This window comes from Janthinobacterium sp. 13 (assembly GCF_002749695.1).
Lineage (GTDB): Bacteria > Pseudomonadota > Gammaproteobacteria > Burkholderiales > Burkholderiaceae_D > Janthinobacterium > Janthinobacterium kumbetense.
Map to the genome: position 1 here is coordinate 2,607,784 of NZ_PEEQ01000001.1, position 18,010 is coordinate 2,625,793.

Genomic DNA, 18,010 nt, shown 5'->3' on the forward strand with positions numbered 1-18,010 from the left:
GCATGCGGCGCGGCCTCATGGCACCGCCTCGGGCAGGCTGGCCTTCGCAGCCGCCCCCGCCGCCTGCAAGGCCAGGCTGCCGCGCCGCTCGCGCCAGGGACCATCCGCCTCGCGCAGCAGTTCACGGTACTGCAGCGCCTGTTCACTGATGCCCGTCACCACGCCGTGGTCTAGCCCCAGATACTGGCCCACCGCCACGCGGTACACGCGCTGGCCCGCCAGCAGCAGCGCGCTCAGGCGCCCGTCCTGTTGCACGCTGCCGACCATGCTGATGGCCGGCAAAGCCACGCTTTCCAGCGGTTCGCGCACGCGCCGCGGGTCGGGCCCCGCCACGGCGCCCCGTTGCCCCGGCGCGCCGGCCAACGGCAAGGCGCCAAAAGGATCGCCCAGGGCGGCAGCCGCGTACGGCTGCGGCGCGACAACGGCAAGCGGACGCCATGCCGCAGCGGCTGCGCCCGCCTTGGACGCCAAGGCCTCTTGCGGGGCCCGCTCCCCCGCTGCGGGCAAGCGATACGCGTGCAGCACGGCATCGAGGGTCAGCAAGCGATCCTTGCCGAGGGTCAAGGCCAGCCCATGTACCGTGACGATGCGCGGCAAGCGTGCCAGGTCCGCCAGCAGCGCGCCCATGGCGTGGTAGCCGCCGCGCAACTGTATGGCGATCGGCAAGGCGACATACGGCGCTTGCGGCTGGGCCGCGCTAGGCTTGAACAGGGAAAATTGCAGCCCGCGCGACTGGCCTGCGGCATTGATCTGCGTCAACAGCAGCGCCATCGCCTGCTGGTCGGGCAGTTGCTGTTCCAGCAAGGCCAGCTCGGCGCCGGCCTGGCGCTGCTGTGCGCGCCAATGCGGCAACTGCTGCGCCCTGGCTTGCGCCGACAGATACGCGGCGCGCAAGCGGACCTCCTCGCCTTGCCCCGCCTGCATGGCCGCAAACAGTCCATCCAGCCACGCAAGGTGCAGCAGGGCTGCCGCCAGCGTCGCGGCCAGGGCGGCGCAAGCGAGGCGCGCGGGTAGCGGCCACAGCGACGCGATCTTCAAGCTCAGCATGATCAACCTCCAGGACTAGGGTGCCAAAGCCAGCCGTACCGTCCATTCCACGGCGCCATCGGCCGCGCCGCGCACTTCCACCAATTCCGGGCGGGACCAGGGCGCCGCCTGTTCTAGCCCCAGCAGCAATGCCGCGACCTTGTCCTGCGACGCAGCCTGCCCCTGCAAGCGCACCATCGCTGTTTCCTGGCGCACACTGTGCAAGGCTACGCCAGCCGGCATCGCCCGCGCCAGCGCGTCCAGCATGCGCACCCAGGCATTGCGTTGCTGTTGCAAACTGCCCATGGCTTGCTGGCGCAGCAGCAGCGCGGCCGTCTCGCCCTGCACCCGTTGGCCAACGACAAGCACGGCATCGACTTGCTGCATAGCACTGCGCCAACCCTCCTGGCGGCGCAGTTGCGCGTCGAGCTGGTACCGCAGCCAGGCGCCCGTCGCCAGGGCCAGCAGCAGTCCCAGCAGCGCCCCGCCCGCCAGTTGCCACAGCAGCAACTGAATACGCCTGCGCCGTGCCGCGGGGCGATACGGCAACAGGTTGATGCGCTGCACTTGCGCCCGGACCGTCATCGGGCGTACCGGTGCAGAGCCAGGCCCCAGGCCAGCTGGTAGGCCACGCCACCGTCGGGCAGGGCTTGCCAGCCACCCTGCGCAAGCGCCGCCTGCATGGCCATTGCCTCGCTATCCATGACGACGGCCTGCAAGCCCGCCGCCGTGGCCGCATCGAGACGGCGCTGCACGCTGGCGCGCCGCGCCGCCACCAGCAGCACGTCGACCTCCTTGCCTGTTGCGCCAGCCAGCGGCGGCGCGGGGCCGAGAATGAAAAAATCCAGGCTGGCGTCTTCCAGCGCAAACGGCATGTATTGGGCCGCTTCCAGTTCCACGAGGATTTCCAGCTGTTCCTCCGGCAATCCGGCGGGCAGGCGGATCGCATGCGTGATCAGGGCCGTGGCCGGCATGGCCAGCGCCACCCGCGTGCAGGCGCTGCCACTGTCGCGGTGGGCCTGGCGCAAGGCATCGGCCAGGCCCTCCGTGTCCTCGACATTGCCTTCCAGTATCACGCCGGGCGTCAGCGCGGCGGCGCCGCAATGCCGGCACGACAGTCTTCCCCGCCGGCGCCTCAACTCGACCACGCGCACGGCATCGTCCGCGATGTCGACGCCCAGCAAGCCGATGCCAAGAAAATTGCTGATGGACATGTTTTTCATAGAGAAACGTCAGCGTGGGAGAGTTCCTGCCATCCGACAGCCTAGTCCCGGCGGCGCCGGCTTGTAAATGGATTTCAGGCCGGAGTCTGCGGCGCGCGACGCCTATCTGGCCAAGCCGTGATCTGGCGCAGAATAATTGTTACCAAATCCTGGTTGCCAGCGGGCCAATACACGCTTATATAGAGTATCGGCAAGTTTCAACACTCTCCCCCGGCAAGCGCCACGGCGCGCTGCCACCCCGGCAAGCTCGCTTATAATTGGCCGGCATAATTAACCGAAAGACATACGACGCATGACATCTTCAAAATCCGCTGGCCCCGCTGGCTCGAAGCCGCCCACCAAGGGCAGCAAACCCAAACGTTTCCTGCTGATGGCCCTGGTATCGCTGCTGGGCCTGGGCATCGTCGGCGTCTTGCTGGTGGTCTTTGGCCTGGCCATGGCGTATCCGAACCTGCCGGCGCTCGATACCTTGACCGATTACAAGCCAAAGATGCCGCTGCGCGTGTTCACGTCCGACAGTGTGCTGATCGGCGAATTCGGCGAGGAACGGCGCAACATGGTGCACATCAAGGATATTCCCGATGTCATGAAGAAAGCCGTGCTGGCCATCGAGGATGACCGCTTCTATGAACATGGCGGCGTCGATTACCTGGGCATCACGCGTGCGGCCCTGCACAACCTGACGGGCGGCGCCAAGCAAGGCGCGTCGACCATCACGCAGCAGGTGGCGCGCAATTTCTTCCTGTCCAGCGAACAGACCCTGAAACGCAAGGCGTATGAAGTCTTGCTGGCCTGGAAGATCGAGAAAAACCTCAGCAAGGACCAGATCCTCGAGGTATATATGAACCAGATTTATCTGGGACAGCGCGCCTACGGCTTCGCCTCGGCCGCGCAAATCTATTTCGGCAAGAACATCCAGGATCTCACCGTGGCGGAAGCGGCCATGCTGGCCGGCTTGCCGAAGGCGCCGTCGGCCTACAACCCCGTCGTCAATCCGAAACGCGCGCGCATGCGCCAGCAATACATTCTGCAACGCATGGCCCAGCTGGGCTACATCACGCCGGCGCAGTACGAAGAAGCGAAAAATGAAGAGCTGAAAGTGAAAACCGACAGCAGCGCCTTCGGCGTGCATGCGGAATACGTGTCGGAAATGGCGCGCCAGCTGGTCTACGAGCAATTCAAGGAAGATACCTATACGCGCGGCCTGAACGTCTACACCACCATCACCAAGGCCGACCAGGACGCCGCCTACATCGCCTTGCGCAAGGGCGTGATGGATTACGAGAAACGCCACGGCTACCGCGGCCCGGAAGCGTATATCGAGATTCCAAAAACCAAGGCCGAAGCCGATGACGCGATCGAGACGGAACTGGCCGACCATCCGGACAGCGACGACATCATCGCCGCCATGGTGCTGCAAGCGTCGCCCAAATCGTTGCAGGCCGTCACCTCGGCCGGCGAGGAAATCACGATTACCGGCCCCGGCCTGACGTTCGGCGCGGCCTGGCTGTCGGAAAAAGCGGCGCCGAACCGCCGCATCAAGCGCGGCGCCGTGATCCGCGTCATGCAGGAAGGCAACACCTGGGTCTTGACGCAGATGCCGGAAGTGCAATCGGCGTTCGTCTCGGCCAGCACCACGGACGGCGCCATCCGCGCCATGGTGGGCGGCTTCGATTACAACCGCAACAAGTTCAACCACGTCACGCAGGCGTGGCGCCAGCCCGGTTCGGCCTTCAAGCCCTTCATCTATTCCGCATCGCTGGAACGGGGCCTGTCGCCGGCCACCATCATCAACGATGCGCCGATTTCGTTCGACGCGGGCCAGACGGGCGGCCAGGCATGGGAACCGAAGAACTACGACAGCAAATACGATGGCCCGATGACCATGCGCAAGGGCTTGATGAAATCGAAGAACATGATTTCCATCCGTATCCTGCACAAGATCGGCGCCAAATATGGCCAGGAATACGCGACGCGCTTCGGCTTTGACGCGGACAAGAACCCGCCCTACCTGACCCTGGCCCTGGGCGCCGGCAACGTGACGCCGCTGCAGATGGCGGGCGCGTATGCCGTGTTCGCCAATGGCGGCTACAAGATCAACCCGTACCTGATCGCCAAGGTGACCGATAGCGACGGCAATGTCTTGTCGCAAGCCAAGCCGGACCTGGCGGGCGAGGAAGCCAACCGCGTCATCGACGAGCGCAATGCCTTCATGATGAACAGCATGCTCAACGACGTCGTGCGCTTCGGCACGGCCAACAAGGCCATGGCCTTGAAGCGCCCCGACCTGGCCGGCAAGACGGGCACGACCAACGATTCCATCGACGCCTGGTTCGCCGGCTACCAGGCCAAGCTGGTGGGCATCGCCTGGATCGGCTACGACCAGCCCCGCAACCTGGGCAACCGGGAAACGGGCGGCGGCCTGGCCTTGCCGATCTGGATCAGCTACATGGCGAAAGCCCTGAAAAGCATTCCCGTCGAGGAACGCGCCGTGCCGGAAGGCCTGATCCACGTGGGCGACGAATATTACTATGCGGAAAATCCGCCGGGCACGGGCGTAGGCAGCCTGGAAGGCGCGGCGCGCGGCACGCCGGAGGAAGAGAAAGCGAAAGAAGCCGTCAAGAACGAACTGTTTTAAGATCGTTTGATGCAAAAAGGGCAGACTGAAGAGTCTGCCCTTTTTTATGACGCACGGCTAAGACAATTACTTCAATACGACTGCCGTGCCTGCCTGCTCGCTGGCCATGGCCGACAGGGCCGCAAACAGTTCCGAGCCGTCGCGCGTGTTGCGCCATTCGTCGTCCACGCGCTTGTAGTGGAAACCGCCGGAACGGGCCGCCACCCACATCTCGCGCATGGGGGCCTGGCTGTTGACGATGATTTTCGTGCCGTTATCGATGAATTCGATTTCCAGCACATTGCCGCTGCGGCTGCATTCGACGTCGAGCACGTCTTCATCGTTCAGCCGGTCCAGCGCCGCCTCGATCTGGGTCAGGGTGGCTTCGGCCAGGGCCAGGAATTCCGATTCGCTCATGCTACACTCCAAAGATCTTAATCAAACCGTGATTCTAATCGTGAAGTCATCCTCAGCGTTTTATATCGGCACCGCCATTGTGGTTTCTAGCGTCCTGGCCGGCTGCGGCCAGCCCGGCCCCCTGTACCTGCCCAAGCCGCCAGCGGCCAAGGGTGCGCCGGCAAAAGGCCCGGTCGAACCGGCACCCGTGCCGCCGCCACCGGTCATCGTGCCAGCCGCCTAAACGGCACGCACCGGGGTGGCTGCCTTGGCCGCCCTGGCGCTCTTTTCTCGCTTGCTCCAGGCGAAATACACGCGAATTAGCAGCAGTAGCGCGACGATGGAGCCGAACAGTATCGGTTGCGCGAAATTGTGCTTGCCCGCCTTCATCCACCAGAAGTGCAGGATGCCCAGCGGCGCGATGATGTAGATCAAGCGGTGCAGCCACTGCCAGCGCTTGCCCCCCAGGCGTTTCACCATGCCGTTCGTGCTCGTCACGGCCAGCGGAATCAGCAGTACGAAAGCGATGAAACCCACGGTGATGAACGGCCGCTTGAGTACATCCTTCCACATTTCCTGCACATCAAAAAAGTGATCGAACCATAAAAAGGTGGTGAAGTGCAATGCCGCGTAGAAAAACGCGAACAAGCCCAGCATGCGCCGCAGCTTGATCAGCCAATTCCATTGCGTGAAGCGCCGCAAGGGCGTGACCGCCAGGCTGATGCACAGGAAATACAGGGTCCAGTCGCCCGTGCCGCGCGTGATGAATTCCAGCGGCTCCACCAGTTGCCCCGTGTACGTCAGCCAGACCATGCGGGCAAACGGCAGCAGCGCCAGCAAGAAGATCAGGCTTTTGAATAGCGACAATTGTCTCGGCGTGGGGTTGAGGGCCATGGTCTTTCCTTAAAAGAACTTCTTCAGGTCCATGCCCGCGTACAAGGAAGCGACATCGTTGTAGCCATTGAACATCAGGGTCTTGCGCTTGCGCGTGAGAAAACCGTCTTCGCCGATGCGCCGCTCGGAAGCCTGCGACCAGCGCGGATGATCGACGTTCGGGTTCACATTCGAGTAAAAACCGTATTCGGACGGCGCCGACAGGTTCCAGGACGTGCGCGGCTGTTCCTTGACGAAACGGATCTTGACGATGGATTTGGCAGACTTGAAACCATATTTCCACGGCAATACCATGCGCACGGGCGCGCCATTCTGGTTCGGCAAGGTTTCGCCATACATGCCCAGGGTCAGCAGCGCCAGCGGATGGTTCGCTTCATCGATGCGCAAACCTTCCGTATACGGCCATTGCAGCACGCGGCTGCCCACGCCCGGCATCTGTTTCTTGTCGGCCAGGGTGATGAATTCCACGTACTTGGCATTGCCCGTCGGCTCGACTTTCTTGATGATTTCCGAGAAGGAGTAACCGACCCACGGGATGACCATCGACCAGCCTTCCACGCAGCGCAGCCGGTAGACGCGCTCTTCCAGCGGCGCCAGCTTCAGCAACGCATCGAGGTCCAGGGTCATGGGTTTCTTGACTTCGCCTTCGATGCTGACCGTCCACGGACGCGGGCGCAGGGTGCCCGCGTTTTGCGCCGGATCGCTCTTGTCCGTGCCAAATTCGTAGAAATTGTTGTAGCTGGTGGCGTCTTTATAGGCCGTCTGCTTTTCCAGCGCCGAATAGGCGGGATTCAGTTTGGCAGCCAGCTTGGGATTGGTGCCTTGCGCGAAGGCTTCGCGGCTGGCCATTTCCAGCAAGGCCGCGCTGGACATCGTGCCCAGCGCCACTTGCTTGATGAAACTGCGGCGCGATTCGAACACGGCGCGCGGCGTGATTTCGGAAGAATACGGCAACTCAATGCCGTTGGGACTGCGCTTGATCAACATGGCGGCTCCGGGAAAAGGTGATTATTTGTACCTTACACCAGTTTTCCCGGGCCGTTCATGACGCTTCTGTCATGAAAAAATCGTTACTAAAGTGTCCGAAAAAAGTTCAGGGCAAGGCGCCTTGCCGCAGGCAGTACGCATAGTACGACTAGGCAAGGCAACGCCGCCATGGGCTTTTTCTCGGGCACTTTTACAATTTCCCGTAAGAATGGAGGCCGGAAAGGAACATGTTCACGCCCAGGAAGGCAAACGTCGTCACCAGCAAACCCACCAGCGCCCACCACGAGGCGACGCGGCCGCGCAAGCCTGTCATCAGGCGCATGTGCAGCCAGGCTGCATAGTTGAGCCAGACGATCAGCGCCCACGTTTCTTTCGGGTCCCACGACCAGTAGCCGCCCCATGCTTCGGCCGCCCACAGGGCGCCCAGGATGGTCGCTACCGTGAAGAAAGCGAAGCCCACGGAAATGGCCTTGTACATCACGTCGTCGAGGACTTCCAGCGATGGCAGGCGGTCGACCAGGTAGCCGCTCGATTTGAGCAGGTAGGCCGCAGCAACCATGGCCGACAGGGCGAAGGTACCGTAGCCGATGAAATTGGCAGGCACGTGGATCTTCATCCACCAGCTTTGCAGGGCCGGCACCAGCGGCTGGATTTCGGCCGCGTCGCGCGTGACCGTGTACCACATCAGGAATACGACGGCCGCCGAAATGACCAGCATGACGAAGGCGCCCAGCTGGCGCGTCGCGTAATGCTGCTCGTAGTACAGGTAGAACATGGCCGTGATCAGGGAAAACAGGATGAACACTTCATACAGGTTCGACACGGGAATGTGGCCCACGTCGGCGCCGATCAGGTAAGACTCGTACCAGCGCACCAGCATGCCCGTCAGGCCCAGCACGACGCCGGCCCAGCACAGCAGGGAGCCGACGGACGAGCCGAATTCCGAGCGCGCCACCAGGCCGATCCAGTAGAACAGGGTCGACAGCACGAACAGGGTGCCCATCCACAAGATGGCGGACTGGCTCGACAAGATGTACTTCAGGAAGAATTTCTGGTTCGCCATCTCCAGGTGGCCCGCGTACAGCTCGATGGCGAACAGCGACAGCACGGCTGCCACGGGGATCAGCCAGCGCACGGGCTTCCAGTACCAGCCCAGCCACGCGAACGTGGGCGCCGCGGCCAGCAAGATGGCTTTTTCATAGATATCCATGAAGGCGCCAAAACGCATCAGGCCGAACAGGGAGGCTGCCAGCAAGCCGGCGCCGTACAGCCAATCGATCAGGCTCAGGCGCTTGAAAAATCCTGGTTCCTGCGTATATATTTGCTTGTTTGCCAATTCCATCATTTTCTCCATTCCCGGCGACGCGCGAGCGTCCCGGACACAGCGCAGCTTACGCCGATTGCGGCAGCTTTGCCTTCAAGTTCTCAAATTCTTTTTCAAAATCCAGGGTCTTGCGTTGCGTGCTCATGGCCATCAAGGCCTCGCTGCCGCCCTCGCCATCCTTGATCCACACCCACAGGCGACGCTCGCGGATATAAAACATGGAAAATACGCCGATCACGAGGAACAGGCAACCGAGGTAGACGACGCTCTTGCCTGGCGACCGCGTCACTTGCAGCACGGACGCCTTGATTTCCGTAAAGTCGTCGAGTTGCAGATACACGGGCGCGCCATAGAAGAAGCTGTCGGACAGCGCATTCGTGGCCAGCTGCAGGAAGCGGCCGTGCTTGTCATCGGCCTCGATGGCCTTCAAGCCATCCTGGGCGCGCGCCGCCTGCCACAAGTCCCACAGGCTGCCATTCAAGATTTTCATGAAGATATCGGCCGCTTTTTCTTGCTCGGCGGCAGGAATTTTCTCCAAGAAACGCGAAATGGCGAGGAAACCGCCCTCTTGCCCATTGCCGGCAAAGATGCCCAGGCTCTTCGCCGCCGATTCCTGCAACTGGCTGCGCAAGGCTTCCGCGCCCGCCTGCGGCATGGCGCGCGCCGCATAGCGCGTGGCGGCTTGCTGGCGCAGCGCGGGATCTTGCAGCGCGGCACGCAAGCGCATCCATTCGTTCACGCTGTAATTGTCATCGGCGGGAATGCGCAGATAGCTGAACGGATCGCTGGGGTTGACGCGCATGCCGGCCAGGAACACCGTCGTGCCATCCACGGCGACCGGCTGCATATAGTTCTGGTACTCGCGCGCCTGGCCCGTCTTGTCGCGCAATTTGTATTGCACCGAGGGGCCCACGTTCTTGAGATCCTTGTTGTTCGCGTTCTTCGCGGCCGAACCGAGGCGTTTGTCCAGGCCGACAGCGAATTTATCGTTAAAACTTTCCGCCTTGTTGACGGCGCGCACATCCTGGCCGGCGCTGAGGTTTTCCACGTTGAAGGGACGGAAACCCGACCATTCCACCGTGTAGGAATTGCCATCGCTGCGCTCGAGCGGCGTGCTGCCGCCCACTTCGCCGCCGATATCGAAGCGTTTCGTCGTCTTGCCCGTCATCGGATAACCCGTCAACTTGAGCTTGCTGCCGCCATCCTCAAAGCTGGACTGGTACAGGGCCAGGCCCTTGTACAGCAGCGGCTGGTTGACTTTGATGGTTGCTGGGAAACTTTCCCCCGTCGCATGGTCGGTGACGACGACGTCGCTGGCAAACAGCTTCGGCATGCCCGTGCTGTAGAAATCGATGTGGAATTTCTTCAACAAGATCGTGATCGGCAAATCCTGGATCAGCACGCCATCGGCCTGGGGAATGATGGCCGTGTTGCTCGACGAGCCTTCCGGGATCATGGTATTGCCGCGGAACGTGGGGTTCGACAGGCTCAGGCGGTGCTGGGCCGGAATGTCGGCGATCACGCCGCTGCCGGCAAACGGCGTCTTGCCAAAGAACCATTGCTGTACGCGGATCGGCATTTCCGAGTCGAGCAAGCCGCCCACGCAGATGATGACGATGGCGCCGTGGGCAAAGATATAGCCCCATTTATTGGCGGCGCCCCGCTTGGCCGCCACCAAAGTGGCGTTGTCCTTCTCGACCACCTTGGCACGGTAGCCGGCGTCTTTCAGGCGCATCACCATCTGCTGCGCCAGCACGGCGCGCGGCAGCGGCGCCTGCCATTCCAGCTTGTGGTGGAAATTGCGCAGGGATTGCTCGCGCACATTGTCGCGCCAGCTGCGCATGTCCTTGAGCATCTTCGGCGCATTGCGCACGATGCACAGCGAGGTCGAGGCGACGAGGAAACCCATGATCACGAGGAACCACCAGGCCGAATACACGGAATACAGGCTCAGCTTGTCGAAAACGGTGAACCAGAACGGCCCGAACTGGTTGACATAATTGGGCATGGGCTCGTTTTGCTTGAGCACGGTGCCGATGATGGACGCGACGGCGATCAGGGTCAGCAGGCTGATGGCAAAGCGCATCGACGAGACCAGCTCGACGAATTCAGCCAGGCTGCGGCGTTGGGTCTTTAACTCGATTCCGGTCGTGCCTGTGCTCATACGTGGATACTCATACGGGATATGCAATCTTCAAGAAAATGTGGCATGGAGCTGATAGTTTCTCCGCGCAAGGCGGCAGCATACTCCTGTTTGGCCCCTGCCATAAAAAAGGGCAGCCTGTTGAGACGGCCGCCCTCGTTCATGCGCGCTGGTGCGCCTGGCAATCTCTTGCCACGATGAAAACTTACTTCAGGCCCGCGATGTAATCGGCAACGGCGGCGATCTCGTCATCCGACATGCGGGCGGCGATGGTGTGCATTTGCGCGCTGTTCTTGCGGGCATCAGCCTTGGTGCTGCGGAACATGGTCAGCTGGGCCACCGTGTAATCCTGGTGCTGGCCGGCGATGCGCGGGTACTGGACGGGAATGCCATTGCCCGTCGCGCCATGACAGCTGGCGCAGGCGGCAACTTGCTTGGAAGCAATGCCACCACGGTAGATTTTCTTGCCCAGGTCGATCGTATCCTTGTTTTTCGCGGCGCCCGGTTTGGACAGCTGCGCGCCCAGGTAGGCGGCGATATTCTTCTTGTCGGCGTCGCTGAGCATCTTCGCGTACGTCGTCATGACGGGCTGGCTGCGTTCCGGCGTGGTGAAGTCGACCAATTGCTTGTAGATATAGCTTTCGTGCTGACCGGCCAGTTTCGGATTGACCGTGATGGTCGAATTGCCGGCCGCGCCATGGCAGGAGACGCAGGCAGGCAAGCCGCGCGCCGCATCGCCATCGGCGTACAGGGTGGCGCCCTTGGCGGCGTCGGCCTTGACGGCCGGTTTCGCTGCTTCGACCGCGGAGGCAGTTGCCGATACAGCCAGCAATGCGAGCAGCATGGATTTGATAAACGGTGAAAACGCACGATTCATTCAGGCACCCTGAGACAGTGAGAAATTAGTGGTGGACATTGCCGCGCCCTGTGGATTTTTGCTTTATTTTCAGGGCCGCAAGCCGCATCGCTGCTACGCCGGCAACAATAAACAACCCCTTATTGTACAATAGCTTCTTGGCGTTATCGCTCCCTTATCGCTCCCTTTTGTTGCTTTACTACTCCCATGTCAAAACTCTGGCAAGCCCGCTTCTTTACGACCGTCAACCAATTGCGTGACCTGCCCGATACCACGGTGCCGGAAATCGCCTTTGCCGGCCGCTCCAATGCCGGTAAATCGACCGCCATCAACATCTTGTGTAATCAGAAAGGCTTGGCGTTCGCCTCCAAGACACCTGGCCGTACCCAGCACATCAACTACTTCTCCATCGGCGGCGCCCACGTGGCGCAGCACCGCAAGGATGCCACCATCGTCGAAGAGATCGAATGCCTGCTGGTCGACTTGCCGGGCTACGGCTACGCGGAAGTATCGGGCTCGGCCAAATTGCACTGGCAGCGCCTGCTGGGCGACTACGTGCAGCGCCGCGAGCAATTGGCGGGGTTGATCCTGATCATGGATTCGCGCCGCCCGTTCACAGACCTGGACATTCAAATGCTGGAATGGTTCGCCCCGACGGGCAAACCGATCCACTGCATCCTGACCAAGGTCGATAAGCTGAACCGTAATGAATCCGTGAATGCCTTGCGCCAGGCGAAAGCCAAGCTCGACAGCTATGTGGATGAAGACGGCGTCGGCTTCCCGTTCACCGTGCAACTGTTCTCGGCCCTGAAACGCGTCGGCATCGACGAAGCCAACGACAAGATCATGGAACTGGCCGGCATCAGCGAAGACGGCGCGGCCCAGATGGTCGAATTGATCGACATGGAAGACGACGTCGAGCCGGAATCGGACAAACCGGCTTGATCGAGATCAACGCTGCGTAAAAAAAGGCTGCCCGTTCACACGGTGCAGCCTTTTTTATTGCCGTCAGTTTGACGGGCGCCTAGCGCCGTCCCGGCCCTGGCCGCTTCTCGGAAAAGAATTCCTGGCGCAGGAAAGCCATCAGCTCGGCCGTGTCTTCCACGCGGGCGCTGAGGTTGACGTTACGCCCCAGGCGACGCGATTCCCACACGAAGTCGCCCGGTTTTTCGGCACGGATCAGCTGGATCATCTTCTTCAGGATTGCCGTTTCGATATCGGGCTCATTGCCCAGCTCCACTTTTTCCTGCTTCAGCCAGTTGCGCTTGAAGTTGCCGTTCCAGCCCTTGAACTTGACTTCCGCGCTGAACGAGGTCTGGTTGACGATGGAAAACACGCCGCCCGAATCCTCGCGGTCGCTGCCGGAATTGCGTCCCTGGGCGCCGGCGATATTCGCCTTGGCCACGCGCATGGCGCGGTCGTTTTCGCTTTCCTCGGCCGGCGGCGCGGGATTTTGCGCCTGACGCTGCTTGCGGCGCTGCTCGATCATCGAACTCATGTCTTCAGCGGGCGGCGGCGGCAACGGCACTTTCGACACCAGCGGCGGCGTGAAGGTTTCCAGTTTCGGCTTGTCGCGCGGCACGTCTTTCGTGACCACGCGCTTGCTCGGCGCCGGTGGCGGTTTGACCTTGGCCACTTTCGTGTCCTTCGGTTTCGGCGTGGGTTTCGGTTGCGGCTTCGGTTGCGGCTTGTCTTTCAGCGGCGCAATGTAGACCATCGCGCTTTCCTTCTTCGGCGGCGGGATCTTTTCGATCTTGTCGCTACGCAACAAGACATACGCCGCCAGCAGCACGTGCAGCAAGACGGACACGCCGAGCGCCACCTTGCGCATGGTGCTGGTCCTGGACCCGTAGGCCGGTGGTGGCTGGATGACTTGCCCGCAGGTGGGGCAAACATCGGAATCGGCAGCCATCAAATGGGTCGTGTCATGCAAAATGAATCGTGCTTTCTGTGTAGCGACAAAAGTAATCTTACAGGGCAGCCATAGTGCCAGAGTCCCTTGCTTTTGGGAACACTTCCTCGGCATTTCCAACCCGAAGCGTACAGGATAGCGACTTTCCTTGCAGCGGTATCAGCGTACCCTAGCCGTCCCTTGACGGTTGTTACCGTATGTATCACGGCCCATACAAAACCGGCGCCGCATTCACTCAGGAACGGGGCGCCGGTGCTGGCCGTATGGCGGATCAGGCCTTGTTGTCGAGCGCCACCAATTGCTCGTCCGTCAACGGTCCCGTGCCGCTGTACTTGTCCAGGAACAGATAGATCACGGGGGTGATGAACAGGGTAATCACTTGCGAAAAGAGCAAGCCGCCGACCACGGCCAGGCCCAGCGGCTGGCGCAGCTCGGCGCCGGCGCCCAGGCCCAGGGCGATCGGCAAGGCGCCCATCAAGGCCGCCGCCGACGTCATCATGATGGGGCGGAAACGCAGGATGCAAGCCTGGCGGATGGCCTCCGCCGGCGCCAGACCGTCGTTGCGCTGCGCATGCAGGGCGAAGTCGATCATCATGATGGCGTTTTTCTTGACGATGCCGATCAGCATCAAAATGCCGATGATGGCGATCATGGTCAGGTCCATGCCGAACAGGCGCAGGGTCAGCAGCGCCCCCACGGCCGCCGATGGCAAGCCGGCCAGGATGGTCAGCGGGTGGATATAGCTTTCATACAACACACCGAGCAGCACGTAGATCACGGCCAGCGCGGCAATGATGAGGATGATCTGGCTGGACTGCGAGCTCTGGAACACGGCCGCGTCGCCGCCGTAGCGCGTGATGATGGAGGCCGGCAAGCTCATGTCCTTGGCCATCGCGTCGATCTTGCCCGTGGCGATGCCCAGCGGCACATCCGGCGCCAGGTTGAAGGCGATGGTAACAGCCTGCAACTGCCCCTGGTGATTCACGGACGTGGGCCCGATCGTGCGTTCCACGTAGGCAATACTCGACAGTTTCACCAGTTCGCCCGTCTTGCTGCGCACGGACACGCGCGTGAGCGCATCGTCGTACTGGCGGTCTGCCGTGGCCGCTTCCAGGATCACGTAATAGCTGGCTGCCGACGAATAGATGGTCGACACTTGCCGCTCGCCAAAGGCGCTGTACAGGGCCGTGCGGATGTCGGACATTTGCACGCCCAGCAAATTGGCCTTGTCGCGGTCGATCCTGAGCGACGCCTGCAAGCCCTTGATCTGGGAATCGCTGGTGACGTCGCGGAAGGCCGGATCCGTGCGCATTCCGGCAATAAACTTTTCCGCCCAGTCATTCAAGGCGTCGGGACTGACGCTTTGCAAGGTGTACTGGTAGCGGCTCTTGCTCTGGCGTCCGCCCAACTGCAAGTTTTGCACGGGGCGGAAATACACGGCCATGCCGGGCACGGTGCTCGTCGCGCGGCGCAGGTTTTCCAGCACCACGGGCATTTTCGGCCGCTCGTTGCGCGGTTTCAAGACCATGAACATGCGCCCCGTGTTGCCGCCGCCGACGAACGAGGTCACATCCTGCACGCTGGGGTCCGCCTTGAGCACAGCCGCCACGCGGGCTTGCAAATCCTGCAGTGCCGCCGAGGAAATGTCTTCCGACGCTTCCGTATTGACCTGGATCTGGCCCAGGTCTTCTTCTGGGAAGAAACCTTTCGGTATCGTGGCGTACAACAGCACCGTCAGCGCAAAGGTACACACGGCAACGAACAGCACCACGTTGCGGTGCGCCAAGGCCTTGTCGAGCAGATGCACGTAACCGTTGCGCAATTTCGTGAAACCCGCTTCGAAATGGCGGCCGATGAAGGTTTTTTCGCCATGGCTGGGGTCGCTGTCATTGTGCTCGCGCGAATCGGCCGGCAGGAAGCGGCTGGCCAGCATCGGCACCAGGGTCAGCGAGACGATGGCGGACACCAGCACGGCCAGCGAGACGACAACGGCGAACTCATGGAACAACAAGCCGATCACGCCCGGCATGAAGAAGATGGGGATGAACACGGCCACCAGCGAGACGGAAATCGAGATGATGGTAAAGCCCATCTCTTTCGCCCCTTCCAGGGCCGCGCGTATCGGTTTCTTGCCCATCTCGATATGGCGCACGATGTTTTCCAGCACCACGATGGCATCGTCGACAACCAAGCCGACGGCCAGGGTAATGCCCAGCAGCGAGACGTTGTCGAGGCTGTAGCCGAGCCAGTACAGCAGAGCCAGGGCGCCCAGCAGGGAAATCGGCATGGTGACGGCAGGAATGAAGGTGGCGGCCGCGCGGTGCAGGAACAGGAAAATCACCAGCACCACCAGCACCACCGTCAGGGCCAAGGTCAAATTGACGTCGTGGATAGCTTCGCGTATCGACAGCGAACGGTCGTTAACCAGGCTGATCTGTATCGATTGCGGCAATTGTTCCTTGAACCCAGGCAACAAACGGCGCACGCCATCGACCACTTGCACCGTGTTGGCATCCGGTTGGCGCTGCACCATCAGGCTGATCGAGCGCTCGCCGTTGAAACTGCCGACGGCCTTGATCGATTGAAAGCTGTCTTCCACCTCGGCCACGTCTTTCAGGCGCACGGGCTGGCCATTGCGGCTGGCGACGATCAATTCGGCAAAATCAGCCGCTTTCATCATTTGCGGATTGCCCTGGATGGTCAGGGTCTGGCTCGGGCCGTCAAGGATGCCCAACGGGGAATTCGTGTTCGAGGTGCGCAAGGCGGTGGCCAGCTCGTCCATCGTCAGGTTGCGCGCATTCATCAGGTCGGCACGGGCGCGCACGCGCACGGCAAAGCGCTTCTGGCCATTCACGATCACCTGGGCCACGCCAGGCAGGGTCGACAGGCTCGGGGCGATCAGGTTTTCCGCATAATCATTGAGATCCGACAAGTTCAGCGATGGCGACGTCATCTGGATGAACAGCACCGGCGCATCGGCAGGATTGACCTTGCGGTAGGATGGCAAGTCCGTCATTTCCGTCGGCAACTGGCGCTGCGCCCGCAGCAGGGCCGCCTGCACGTCGACGGCCGCCTCGTTGACATTGATGCTGGCGTCAAATTCCAGGGTCAGCGAGGTATTGCCCAGCGTGCTCGTGGACGTGATCAGGCTGAGGCCGGAAATGGTGGAAAATTGTTTTTCCAGCGGCAAGGCCACCGACGAGGCCATGGTTTCCGGGCTGGCGCCGGCCAGGTCGGCGCTGACGTTGATGACGGGCGTGTTGTAGCTCGGCAAGGCCGCCACGGGAATTTGCAGGTAGGCCAGCACGCCGGCCAGAATGATGGAGAGGGACAGCAGCACCACCATGACGGGGCGGCGGATGCTCAGTTCGGACAGGTTCATGCTGGCTTGCCCTGCGGTGCGGCGGCGCCATCGGCGGCCTTGTGTTTTTCCGCCAGGCGCACCTTGCTGCCTGGACGCAAGTTCTGCTTGCCATCGACGATGACTTTTTCATCGCCTGCCAGGCCGGTGACGACGGCGCTCGGCCCGAACGCGTACACCCGGGTAATCTTGCGCATCTTGGCCGTACTGTCCGCCTCCATCGAGTACACGAAGGTACCGGAAGTACTCGTGATGATGGCGTTTTGCGGGATCACCAGCGCATCCTTGAGGGTGCGCACGGTCAGCTGCGTATTCACGTACTGGCCTGGCCACAGGTCGGTGCCGCCATTATTGAAACGCGCCTTGATCCGGATCACACCGGTGGCGGAATCGACGGCATTGTCGATAAAGTTCAGTTTGCCGTCGAGCTGCTTGCCGCCCGCATCGGACAACAGCGCCGTGACAGGCACCTCGCCCGCCTTTTGCGCCGCCAGCAAGCCGGACAGGCTGCTTTCCGGCAAGGTGAACGACACGTCGATCGGGTCGAGCTGGGTGATGCTGGTGAGCGACGTGGTCGGCTGCACCAGGCTGCCCGCATAGACATTGATGGCCCCTACCCTGCCCGCCTGCGGCGCGCGCAGGACGGTGTAGCTGGAATCCACCTGGGCGGCGCGCAAGGCGGCCTGGTCGGCGGCCAGCAAGGCGCGTGCCGCGTCGAGCTGGCTTTGCAGGGTATCGACGGCGCCCTGGGCGATGAAATTCTTGCTCAGCAAATCCTGGCTGCGCTTGAGCTGGCGCTCGAAGTCCTGCACCGAGGCGCGGTCGCGCAAGACCTGCGCCTGCGCCTTGTCGACATTCGCGTGTTCGCTGCGCGCATCGAGAGTGAACATCAGCTCGCCCTGCTTGACGAACTGGCCTTCGCGGATATGCACCTTGGTAATCGTGCTGGTCGTCTGCGGGTGCAAGTCGACGCTGCTGATCGGCATCACGCTGCCATTGGCTTGCAGCACCATCGGAACATCCTGGCGCACCGGAACGACCACGCTCACCGTCGTCGGCGCTTGTCCGCCCTTGCCCCCTTTGCCATCCTGCCCACCGCTCGCCGCGCCGGGCTGATGATTGAAATACCAGATGCCGCCGCCGATACACAGGGCCGCACCCACGAGGATTGCCAGACTAGTCTTTTTCATTGTTCTGTCACGCTGTCGCAGCGCAGGGCTGCTGGTTGAAGGTAGTTGCCAGGGGGCATAAAGCACAATATTGTCGCACGG

General features: G+C 61.7%; 15 protein-coding genes. 3 read left to right on the forward strand and 12 right to left on the reverse strand.

Annotated features, from left to right (window positions below; translation table 11 throughout):
* Window positions 1-15: 15 nt before the first annotated feature.
* The 3 genes from CLU94_RS11465 to pilM are packed head-to-tail and all read right to left on the reverse strand — an operon-like array spanning window position 16 to window position 2,240.
* A complete protein-coding gene (locus CLU94_RS11465; RefSeq protein ID WP_099665727.1) occupies window positions 16-1,047 on the reverse strand; it encodes a pilus assembly protein PilP in 1,032 nt (343 codons plus the stop codon).
* 15 nt (window positions 1,048-1,062) lie between these two features.
* Window positions 1,063-1,611, reverse strand: a complete 549-nt coding sequence (locus CLU94_RS11470) for a PilN domain-containing protein (protein ID WP_099665728.1) — start codon at window positions 1,609-1,611, stop codon at window positions 1,063-1,065.
* A complete protein-coding gene (gene pilM, locus CLU94_RS11475; protein ID WP_180278642.1) occupies window positions 1,608-2,240 on the reverse strand; it encodes a pilus assembly protein PilM in 633 nt (210 codons plus the stop codon). Before pilM ends, CLU94_RS11470 begins: the two co-directional genes overlap by 4 nt.
* A 301-nt stretch (window positions 2,241-2,541) precedes the next feature.
* Here pilM and CLU94_RS11480 point away from each other — a divergent pair, with 301 nt between their 5' ends.
* Entirely contained in the window at window positions 2,542-4,887 is a 2,346-nt protein-coding gene (locus CLU94_RS11480) for a penicillin-binding protein 1A (RefSeq protein WP_077398866.1), read from the forward strand.
* 66 nt (window positions 4,888-4,953) lie between these two features.
* Here the strand turns inward: CLU94_RS11480 and cyaY are convergent, their stop codons facing one another.
* The gene (gene cyaY, locus CLU94_RS11485) at window positions 4,954-5,283 is read right to left on the reverse strand and encodes an iron donor protein CyaY (protein ID WP_099665730.1); all 330 of its coding nucleotides are present in this window, start codon (window positions 5,281-5,283) and stop codon (window positions 4,954-4,956) included.
* Between the two features lie 40 nt (window positions 5,284-5,323).
* Here cyaY and lptM point away from each other — a divergent pair, with 40 nt between their 5' ends.
* The gene (lptM, locus tag CLU94_RS28010) at window positions 5,324-5,506 is read left to right on the forward strand and encodes an LPS translocon maturation chaperone LptM (RefSeq protein ID WP_143451401.1); all 183 of its coding nucleotides are present in this window, start codon (window positions 5,324-5,326) and stop codon (window positions 5,504-5,506) included.
* Here lptM and CLU94_RS11490 read toward each other — a convergent pair.
* From CLU94_RS11490 to CLU94_RS11510, 5 genes are all read right to left on the reverse strand, one after another.
* Window positions 5,503-6,156 (reverse strand): sulfite oxidase heme-binding subunit YedZ, encoded by a 654-nt coding sequence (locus CLU94_RS11490; protein WP_099665731.1) that lies wholly within the window; start codon window positions 6,154-6,156, stop codon window positions 5,503-5,505. The two genes, lptM and CLU94_RS11490, sit on opposite strands and share 4 nt — an antisense overlap.
* A gap of 9 nt (window positions 6,157-6,165) precedes the next feature.
* On the reverse strand, window positions 6,166-7,143 hold the full coding sequence (gene msrP, locus CLU94_RS11495; RefSeq protein ID WP_099665732.1) for a protein-methionine-sulfoxide reductase catalytic subunit MsrP: 978 nt from the start codon (window positions 7,141-7,143) through the stop codon (window positions 6,166-6,168).
* Window positions 7,144-7,333: 190 nt separating this feature from the next.
* Window positions 7,334-8,485 (reverse strand): c-type cytochrome biogenesis protein CcsB, encoded by a 1,152-nt coding sequence (gene ccsB / locus CLU94_RS11500; RefSeq protein WP_034753239.1) that lies wholly within the window; start codon window positions 8,483-8,485, stop codon window positions 7,334-7,336.
* Window positions 8,486-8,534: 49 nt separating this feature from the next.
* Window positions 8,535-10,631, reverse strand: a complete 2,097-nt coding sequence (locus CLU94_RS11505) for a cytochrome c biogenesis protein ResB (RefSeq protein ID WP_099665733.1) — start codon at window positions 10,629-10,631, stop codon at window positions 8,535-8,537.
* A 184-nt stretch (window positions 10,632-10,815) separates the two neighbouring features.
* Window positions 10,816-11,487, reverse strand: a complete 672-nt coding sequence (locus CLU94_RS11510) for a c-type cytochrome (protein ID WP_077398855.1) — start codon at window positions 11,485-11,487, stop codon at window positions 10,816-10,818.
* Between the two features lie 186 nt (window positions 11,488-11,673).
* Here CLU94_RS11510 and yihA point away from each other — a divergent pair, with 186 nt between their 5' ends.
* A complete protein-coding gene (yihA, locus tag CLU94_RS11515) occupies window positions 11,674-12,411 on the forward strand; it encodes a ribosome biogenesis GTP-binding protein YihA/YsxC (RefSeq protein ID WP_077398853.1) in 738 nt (245 codons plus the stop codon).
* A 79-nt stretch (window positions 12,412-12,490) separates the two neighbouring features.
* Here yihA and CLU94_RS11520 read toward each other — a convergent pair whose 3' ends face one another.
* The 3 genes from CLU94_RS11520 to CLU94_RS11530 form a co-directional block, all read right to left on the reverse strand.
* A complete protein-coding gene (locus CLU94_RS11520) occupies window positions 12,491-13,378 on the reverse strand; it encodes a hypothetical protein (RefSeq protein WP_253192768.1) in 888 nt (295 codons plus the stop codon).
* Window positions 13,379-13,649: 271 nt separating this feature from the next.
* Entirely contained in the window at window positions 13,650-16,760 is a 3,111-nt protein-coding gene (locus tag CLU94_RS11525; protein WP_099665734.1) for an efflux RND transporter permease subunit, read from the reverse strand.
* A complete protein-coding gene (locus tag CLU94_RS11530) occupies window positions 16,757-17,929 on the reverse strand; it encodes an efflux RND transporter periplasmic adaptor subunit (protein WP_099665735.1) in 1,173 nt (390 codons plus the stop codon). Before CLU94_RS11530 ends, CLU94_RS11525 begins: the two co-directional genes overlap by 4 nt.
* Window positions 17,930-18,010: the final 81 nt, after the last annotated feature.

Coding starts and splice junctions, on each gene's coding strand:
- CLU94_RS11470 (WP_099665728.1), bottom strand. CDS start 1,611: ATGACGGTCCGGGCGCAAGTGCAGCGCATCAACCTGTTGCCGTATCGC.
- CLU94_RS11510 (WP_077398855.1), bottom strand. CDS start 11,487: ATGAATCGTGCGTTTTCACCGTTTATCAAATCCATGCTGCTCGCATTG.
- yihA (WP_077398853.1), top strand. CDS start 11,674: ATGTCAAAACTCTGGCAAGCCCGCTTCTTTACGACCGTCAACCAATTG.
- pilM (WP_180278642.1), bottom strand. CDS start 2,240: ATGTCCATCAGCAATTTTCTTGGCATCGGCTTGCTGGGCGTCGACATC.
- ccsB (WP_034753239.1), bottom strand. CDS start 8,485: ATGGAATTGGCAAACAAGCAAATATATACGCAGGAACCAGGATTTTTC.
- CLU94_RS11505 (WP_099665733.1), bottom strand. CDS start 10,631: ATGAGCACAGGCACGACCGGAATCGAGTTAAAGACCCAACGCCGCAGC.
- CLU94_RS11525 (WP_099665734.1), bottom strand. CDS start 16,760: ATGAACCTGTCCGAACTGAGCATCCGCCGCCCCGTCATGGTGGTGCTG.
- CLU94_RS11480 (WP_077398866.1), top strand. CDS start 2,542: ATGACATCTTCAAAATCCGCTGGCCCCGCTGGCTCGAAGCCGCCCACC.
- CLU94_RS11465 (WP_099665727.1), bottom strand. CDS start 1,047: ATGCTGAGCTTGAAGATCGCGTCGCTGTGGCCGCTACCCGCGCGCCTC.
- CLU94_RS11490 (WP_099665731.1), bottom strand. CDS start 6,156: ATGGCCCTCAACCCCACGCCGAGACAATTGTCGCTATTCAAAAGCCTG.
- cyaY (WP_099665730.1), bottom strand. CDS start 5,283: ATGAGCGAATCGGAATTCCTGGCCCTGGCCGAAGCCACCCTGACCCAG.
- CLU94_RS11520 (WP_253192768.1), bottom strand. CDS start 13,378: ATGGCTGCCGATTCCGATGTTTGCCCCACCTGCGGGCAAGTCATCCAG.
- msrP (WP_099665732.1), bottom strand. CDS start 7,143: ATGTTGATCAAGCGCAGTCCCAACGGCATTGAGTTGCCGTATTCTTCC.
- CLU94_RS11530 (WP_099665735.1), bottom strand. CDS start 17,929: ATGAAAAAGACTAGTCTGGCAATCCTCGTGGGTGCGGCCCTGTGTATC.